The sequence below is a fragment of the Sulfurovum sp. bin170 genome (assembly GCF_010892395.1).
Classification (GTDB): domain Bacteria; phylum Campylobacterota; class Campylobacteria; order Campylobacterales; family Sulfurovaceae; genus UBA1140.
The window spans coordinates 1-6281 of sequence record NZ_JAACKB010000438.1 but is presented as its reverse complement, the minus strand read 5'-3'; the positions used below and the strand labels follow the sequence as shown (position 1 = coordinate 6281).

The following is a 6281-nucleotide window of genomic DNA, read 5'->3' as shown; positions in this document are numbered from 1 at the left end:
TGATAAAAATGTTGATAGGAATTTTGAGAATAATGAGTTTTTTGGGTTTGGGTTAGGTGGAGGGTATGAAATGACGGGGTGATTTGTCTAAAGTGTAGTTAAATTACAACTGAAGGAAAATCAAAGTGGTATATTAGTCAAGTTTTTGGAAGTTTACAAAAATTTGTTTTTTTATTAATGCCTATAGAAACAGTTAATGGTCAAGTAGGTTCGGTAACACCGAACATCATATATTTGATTATGATATAAAAATATTTGGATGTTTGGTGTTATTGAATTTATGATTTTGATTTGATTTTTGGGGTTTAATGTTTAGGATTCAATGTTTTATGTTCGGTGTTACCGAACCTACATTACAATTTGACATATTTCTAACATAAAATATTTTTTTATGTTAGAATCTGAAATGCCAAATTATAAACGAATGTACAGACAGAACCATAGCTATTTTTTGACGATGGTTACTTATAGAAGAAACCCAATACTTATTGAAAATATTGAGCTATTGCGTGAAAGTTTTCGTTATAGTAAATCAAAATTTGATTATAAGATAGAAGCTATAGTGGTTTTGCCTGACCATATTCACATGATTATCAAACCAAAGATTAGAACTGAATACCCTGAGATTATTAGAAGTATTAAAAATTATTTTTCAAGACATTGTCCTCTTCAATATTATCAGCATATAGAGCAGTCAAAAAGTAGAAGAAAAGAGGGCTACAAACCTATATGGCAAAAAAGATTTTACGAACACACTATTAGAAATGAAAAAGATTTTATATTGACCGAAGCATATATTTATCATAATCCTGTAAAACACGGTTGGGTAAAAAATGAACAGGATTGGCAATATTCATCCCGTAGGTTCGGTAACACCGAACATTAAAAATCCAATAATTATTTTAATTTGGATACATGATGTTTGATGAGATAGATGAATTTTTTTGTGTTTTGATGTTTAATGTTCGGTGTTACCGAACCTACGATGCATTTATTACGTCGTCTTCTCATCTATATAGTCTTGAACAAAAGCCTTGATATCACTATAGACAAATGAGTCTTTATACTCTTTTATCTTGCCTCCACTGGCATTGGGGTGTCCTCCACCATTGCCAATTTCGGCTGCCATTTTGGAGACATCTAGCTTGTTGTTGCTTCTAAGTGAGAAGTTACCTCTGAAGTTTATATCCATATAGAAGTCAAAGTCGGGGTTTTCTACTAAAAAAGTATTGCCCAATATGGAGGTGTTGCCTAAGTTATAGCCTAACATACCTTTGTAGCCTCTATATTCAATAATAAGTCTCTGTTTATCACTACTTAGAAGTTTTGTAACATATAGAGCGACTAGATTATCTTTGGTATTGTTTTTTTCTTGTTTGAAAAACGATTTTTTGAGTCGATGTAGACTATCATCAAGTTCAATATGAGCATTCTCCTTTGTGACATAGTTTTTCATAGAATCTATTAGTGAAAGTTTTAATGCTCTATCCTCAGCAGGAAATAGAACACGATTTATCTCTCTAGCTCCTGAAATCATACCTAAACCTACTTTTCCAAACTCAAATAGCTCATCATCACTTAACCAAATATCTATGGCGTTGATGGCTTTTACTACCGTAGCATAGCTATTTGCTTTGTCAAAATCGTGATGTTTTTGTAGCCACTCATAGGTAATGAGTGTGGCAGATTTTGTGGTATCAAGCTTATACCATATAAACTGCTCTGCTGTTTTTGCTCCTGAGCCATGATGGTCGAGGAGTTGGATTTTTGCTCCAACCTCTTTGGCTTCTCTCTCTAGCCAGTTTGCCTCTTTTGTAGTTAGGTTTAGGTCGGTAATCAATATTATATGCTCTACAGAGTCATCATGGTTGAGAAACTTCTGTCGTTTGATGGCTGTGATAGCCTCTTCTAGTCTAGCTTTGACCTCTGGTCCGTAGTTTGCGTTATAGCACTCTATAGTAGAGAAGCAGTTTTTTGATAGGTATTGACAGCCGTAGCCGTCAAGGTCGATGTGTGATAGGTGGTAGATGTACATTATTTTAAAATATCCTCAAGGGTAAGTTCTTGCAGAAATGTATCTATTTTATGTTGAAAGTTAGTTAAAAAAGGTGAGATATTACAAGTTCCTATGGCTCCATTGGGACATGTGTTGATATATTGTGAGCAGTCAAATATCGCAGGTGCTTTTCCCTCTGCTGCCAAAATAATCTCTGAAACGGTGATTTGTGAGGGCTTCTTTGCCATAATAAATCCACCATGAGCTCCTTTTTTGGATTCCAAGATGCCATTTTTGGCAAGAGATTGTAGTATCTTTGCTAAAAAACTTTTGGGAAAATTGAGTTCTGTAGCAAGTTGCTCAGCACCTTTGGGTTTGTCAGCGTTTTGGATAAAGTCTAAGGTAAGAAGAGCATATTCACTAGCACGAGTTAGTAGCATATTAAATTTTCCTTAATATTGATATTCGAATATTTTTAATTAAGAGTATTTTACTCTAATTTATATTAAATTCAGGTTTTATCTATGTTTAAACAAAAATTGGTAAAATACGGCTCATTTTGTGTTCTGGGGTCTAGTGTTGACCCCACATAAAAAATTAAACTACCCATCAGGAGGTCATTATGGCTTTAGATACGGCTAAAAAGCAAGAGATTATTTCTAAATATTCAAGAGGTGAGAACGATACAGGTTCTACAGAAGTTCAAGTTGCACTTATTACTGCGAGAATCAAGTACTTAACAGAGCATTTGAAAACAAACAAGAAAGACCACTCATCAAGACTTGGTCTACTTAAGCTTGTTGGTCAAAGAAGAAGACTAATGAGATATTTGAAAAAAGTAGACCTTGCTAGATGGAATATCATTAAAACTGATATGGGAATTAGAAACTAAATCTCTTTTGGGTCACATACTAACTCTTGGTTGGTATGTGACCCTTTTTTTGTCTACTCAATAAAGTTTAGTGTGATGGACTAAAGTTTATTTACAGAAAAAACTAAGAATAACCTTGACAAACTTGACTCAATGTTGTATAATCCGTTCAATCTTCAAAATATTGATGATATAAATAAATGAAATAGGAGAAGGGTCTATATGAGTAAAGAGAATGAAAAATCCTCTATAGAAGTTGAGATTGAGACTCCTGAATCTGAAGAGGTTGTTGAAACAGAAGAGAGTGGAGTTTCAGAACTTGAAGAGATGAGGGCTTTGGTAGCGTCTTGGGAAGATAAATTTTTGAGAACACATGCTAGTTTTGAAAATAGCAAACGACTGTTAGGTAAAGATAAAGCAGCAGCCGTGGCTTATGCCAATGAGAGCTTTGCAAAAGATATGTTGTCTGTAGTTGACTCTTTTGATAGTGCATTGGCGATGATTAGTGCGACTGATGATGAAGATGGTAGCGATGCTGTATTGGGTAAGATAAAAGAGGGGCTAGATTTGACTTATGGTCAATTGACTAAGGTACTTGAAAAAAATGGTATCAAAGCGATTGATAGTGAGGGAGAGTTTGACCCAGAGGTACATCAAGCTATTATGCAGATTGATAGTGAAGAGCATGAAGCTGGTCAGATAGTACAGGTTTTACAAAAGGGCTATACTATAAAAGAGCGAGTGCTTAGACCAGCGATGGTATCAACTGCAAAATAACAGACTTCTTTATTTGGAATCGGAGGCTTTAGCCCCGAAAGAGACGAAACTAAAGTTTTCGTTTCCTAGTTTTGAAAGAAGTTCGGATATAAAAAATAGAATTAGATATAAAAGGAAATAAAAAAATATGAGTAAAGTATTAGGAATTGACTTAGGAACAACAAACTCAGCAATGAGTGTTTATGAAAATGGTGAAGCAAAAATCATAGCAAACAAAGAGGGTAAAAATACCACACCATCTATTGTAGCATTTACGGATAAGGGTGAAGTGCTAGTGGGTGAGTCTGCAAAGAGACAAGCTATAACAAACCCAGAGAAGACTATCTACTCTATCAAAAGAGTTATGGGGTTGATGTTTGACGAAGAACACGCAGATGAGGCAAAAGAGAGACTTCCATATCATATTATCAATAGAAATGGAGCGTGTGCAATCGAGGTTGCAGATAAGATTTATACACCACAAGAGATTTCATCAAAGATTTTAATGAAGCTAAAAGAGGATGCAGAGGCGTATCTTGGTGAAACGGTCACTGACGCAGTTATTACTGTTCCTGCTTATTTCAATGATGCACAGAGAAAAGCGACAAAAGAGGCTGGAACTATTGCTGGACTTAATGTACTTCGAATCATCAATGAGCCAACATCAGCTGCCCTTGCTTATGGTCTTGATAAAAAAGAGGCAGAGCAGATAGTTGTTTATGACCTTGGTGGTGGTACATTTGATGCTACTGTACTAGAGACTGGTGATAATGTTGTAGAGGTTATGGCAACAGGTGGAGATGCGTTTCTTGGTGGTGATGACTTTGATAACAGAGTTATTGACTTTGTGGCGGCTGAATTCAAATCAGAGACTGGTGTAGATATCAAAGCCGATGTTATGGCTCTTCAGAGAGTAAAAGACGCAGCTGAAAATGCCAAAAAAGAGCTCTCATCTTCAACAGAGACTGAAATCAACTTGCCATTTATCACAGCTGATGCATCTGGACCAAAGCACCTTATTCAGAAGATTACAAGAGCCAAATTTGAGTCACTGATTGATGATTTGGTAATGAGTACAGTTAAAACCATTAGAAATGTTCTCTCCGATGCGGGTGTAACTACTTCTGAAATCAACGAAATTGTTATGGTTGGTGGAAGTACAAGAATTCCATTGGTACAGCAAGAGGTTCAAAAATTCTTTGGAAAAGAGTTGAATAAATCTGTAAACCCTGATGAGGTTGTAGCTCTTGGTGCTGCTATCCAAGGTGGTGTACTAAAAGGTGATGTGAAAGATGTACTGTTACTTGATGTTACTCCATTGAGTCTTGGAATTGAAACTTTGGGTGGTGTTACGACTAAAGTAATCGAAAAAGGTACAACTATCCCTGCTAAAAAGTCACAAGTATTCTCAACAGCAGAAGATAACCAACCAGCAGTAAGTATTCATGTACTTCAAGGTGAGAGAGATTTTAGTAAAGATAACAAATCGTTGGGTATGTTTGAGCTTAGAGACATCCCAGCAGCACCAAGAGGTGTGCCACAGATTGAGGTGACATTTGACATTGATGCCAATGGTATCTTGACAGTTTCAGCTCAAGATAAAGGTACAGGTAAATCTCAAGAGATTAAGATTAGTGGTTCGTCTGGACTAAGTGATGAAGAGATTGAGAAAATGGTACAGGATGCAGAGGCAAACAAATCAGAAGATGAGAAGAGAAAATCACTTGTAGATGCTAGAAACAGAGCTGATGCACTGGTTCACCAGACTACAAAATCGCTCAAAGATTTAGGTGATAATTTTGATGCTACAGAGAAAGCTGGAATCGAAACTGCTATTGCTGATGTAGAAGCTATCCTAAAAGATGACTCTGCTACAAAAGAGCAGATAGAAGAGAAGGTTAAAGTGTTGACAGAGAAGTCTCATAAATTGGCAGAGGCTGTCTATGCAAAAGAGCAGGGTGGTGATAAAGCTAAACCTGCTAAAAAAGCTGAGGATGATGATATTATTGATGCAGAGGTAGAGTAATAGACTCTGCTTCATCTGTTATGCTATAATTAATCAAAAATTTTTGGAGACCATAGATGAACATTAAAAAATGCAAAACCCTAGAAGAGACAAGAGTTGAGATAGACATAGTAGATGAGAAATTAGTAGAGCTAATTGCTCTTCGAAATGCCTATATCAGACAGATTGCTCATTTTAAGAACTCTATCGAAGAGATAAAATCAGAGGAGAGGATTGGTGATATTGTAAGTCGTGCTAGATCCAAAGCGATAGAGCTGGGACTCTCTCCCAATCTTATTAATGATATATTTATACGGATGATAGATGAGATGGTGGAGAGTGAAGTGGCAGAGTTTAAAAATGCCAAAGTTTTTTAGACTTCTTGTAAGATTCATTTGGAATCGGAGGCAACAGCTTCGAAATATACGAAACTAAAGTTTTCGCTTCCTAGTTTTGCGTAGGGGCAATCCCTTGTGGTTGTCCTATTAAATTTTAGACAAAATATCCAGTGGCAAGATTTGAGGGTATAGTCTTCTATACTCTTGGTTGTCACCGATAAATTTCCAATCATGCTCACTCTCTTTTATCGCCAATAGTTTCTCCTCTTTTTTGATAGTGATAGTTCTCTCTTTAGGCTCTATGATTATATTCTC

7 protein-coding genes are annotated in these 6281 nt (G+C 36.0%); 5 read left to right on the top strand and 2 right to left on the bottom strand.

Annotated elements, in window-relative coordinates; all coding sequences use genetic code 11:
• The first annotated feature begins 391 nt into the window (after positions 1–391).
• Positions 392–886, top strand: coding sequence for a transposase (locus tag GSY74_RS10390; RefSeq protein WP_255494610.1), 495 nt, complete (start codon positions 392–394; stop codon positions 884–886).
• A gap of 108 nt (positions 887–994) precedes the next feature.
• Here GSY74_RS10390 and GSY74_RS10385 read toward each other — a convergent pair whose 3' ends face one another.
• Both GSY74_RS10385 and GSY74_RS10380 read right to left on the bottom strand, forming a co-directional pair.
• A complete protein-coding gene (locus GSY74_RS10385) occupies positions 995–2035 on the bottom strand; it encodes a DHH family phosphoesterase (protein WP_164665030.1) in 1041 nt (346 codons plus the stop codon).
• On the bottom strand, positions 2035–2436 hold the full coding sequence (locus GSY74_RS10380; protein ID WP_164665029.1) for an Rrf2 family transcriptional regulator: 402 nt from the start codon (positions 2434–2436) through the stop codon (positions 2035–2037). The genes GSY74_RS10385 and GSY74_RS10380 overlap by 1 nt, the downstream gene beginning before the upstream one ends.
• A gap of 182 nt (positions 2437–2618) precedes the next feature.
• On the opposite strand from GSY74_RS10380, the gene rpsO reads away from it, so the two are divergent.
• The 4 genes from rpsO (at position 2619) to GSY74_RS10360 (ending at position 6005) form a co-directional block, all read left to right on the top strand.
• Positions 2619–2888, top strand: a complete 270-nt coding sequence (gene rpsO, locus GSY74_RS10375; protein WP_164665028.1) for a 30S ribosomal protein S15 — start codon at positions 2619–2621, stop codon at positions 2886–2888.
• 201 nt (positions 2889–3089) lie between these two features.
• Entirely contained in the window at positions 3090–3644 is a 555-nt protein-coding gene (gene grpE / locus GSY74_RS10370; RefSeq protein WP_164665027.1) for a nucleotide exchange factor GrpE, read from the top strand.
• Between the two features lie 127 nt (positions 3645–3771).
• On the top strand, positions 3772–5649 hold the full coding sequence (dnaK, locus tag GSY74_RS10365) for a molecular chaperone DnaK (protein ID WP_164665026.1): 1878 nt from the start codon (positions 3772–3774) through the stop codon (positions 5647–5649).
• Between the two features lie 56 nt (positions 5650–5705).
• Positions 5706–6005, top strand: coding sequence for a chorismate mutase (locus GSY74_RS10360; protein WP_188108718.1), 300 nt, complete (start codon positions 5706–5708; stop codon positions 6003–6005).
• The last annotated feature ends 276 nt before the right edge of the window (positions 6006–6281 follow it).

Excerpts from the sequence above, each read along its gene's own strand:
- GSY74_RS10390 (WP_255494610.1), top strand. The coding sequence starts at position 392 with ATGTTAGAATCTGAAATGCCAAATTATAAACGAATGTACAGACAGAAC.
- GSY74_RS10385 (WP_164665030.1), bottom strand. The coding sequence starts at position 2,035 with ATGTACATCTACCACCTATCACACATCGACCTTGACGGCTACGGCTGT.
- GSY74_RS10380 (WP_164665029.1), bottom strand. The coding sequence starts at position 2,436 with ATGCTACTAACTCGTGCTAGTGAATATGCTCTTCTTACCTTAGACTTT.
- rpsO (WP_164665028.1), top strand. The coding sequence starts at position 2,619 with ATGGCTTTAGATACGGCTAAAAAGCAAGAGATTATTTCTAAATATTCA.
- grpE (WP_164665027.1), top strand. The coding sequence starts at position 3,090 with ATGAGTAAAGAGAATGAAAAATCCTCTATAGAAGTTGAGATTGAGACT.
- dnaK (WP_164665026.1), top strand. The coding sequence starts at position 3,772 with ATGAGTAAAGTATTAGGAATTGACTTAGGAACAACAAACTCAGCAATG.
- GSY74_RS10360 (WP_188108718.1), top strand. The coding sequence starts at position 5,706 with ATGAACATTAAAAAATGCAAAACCCTAGAAGAGACAAGAGTTGAGATA.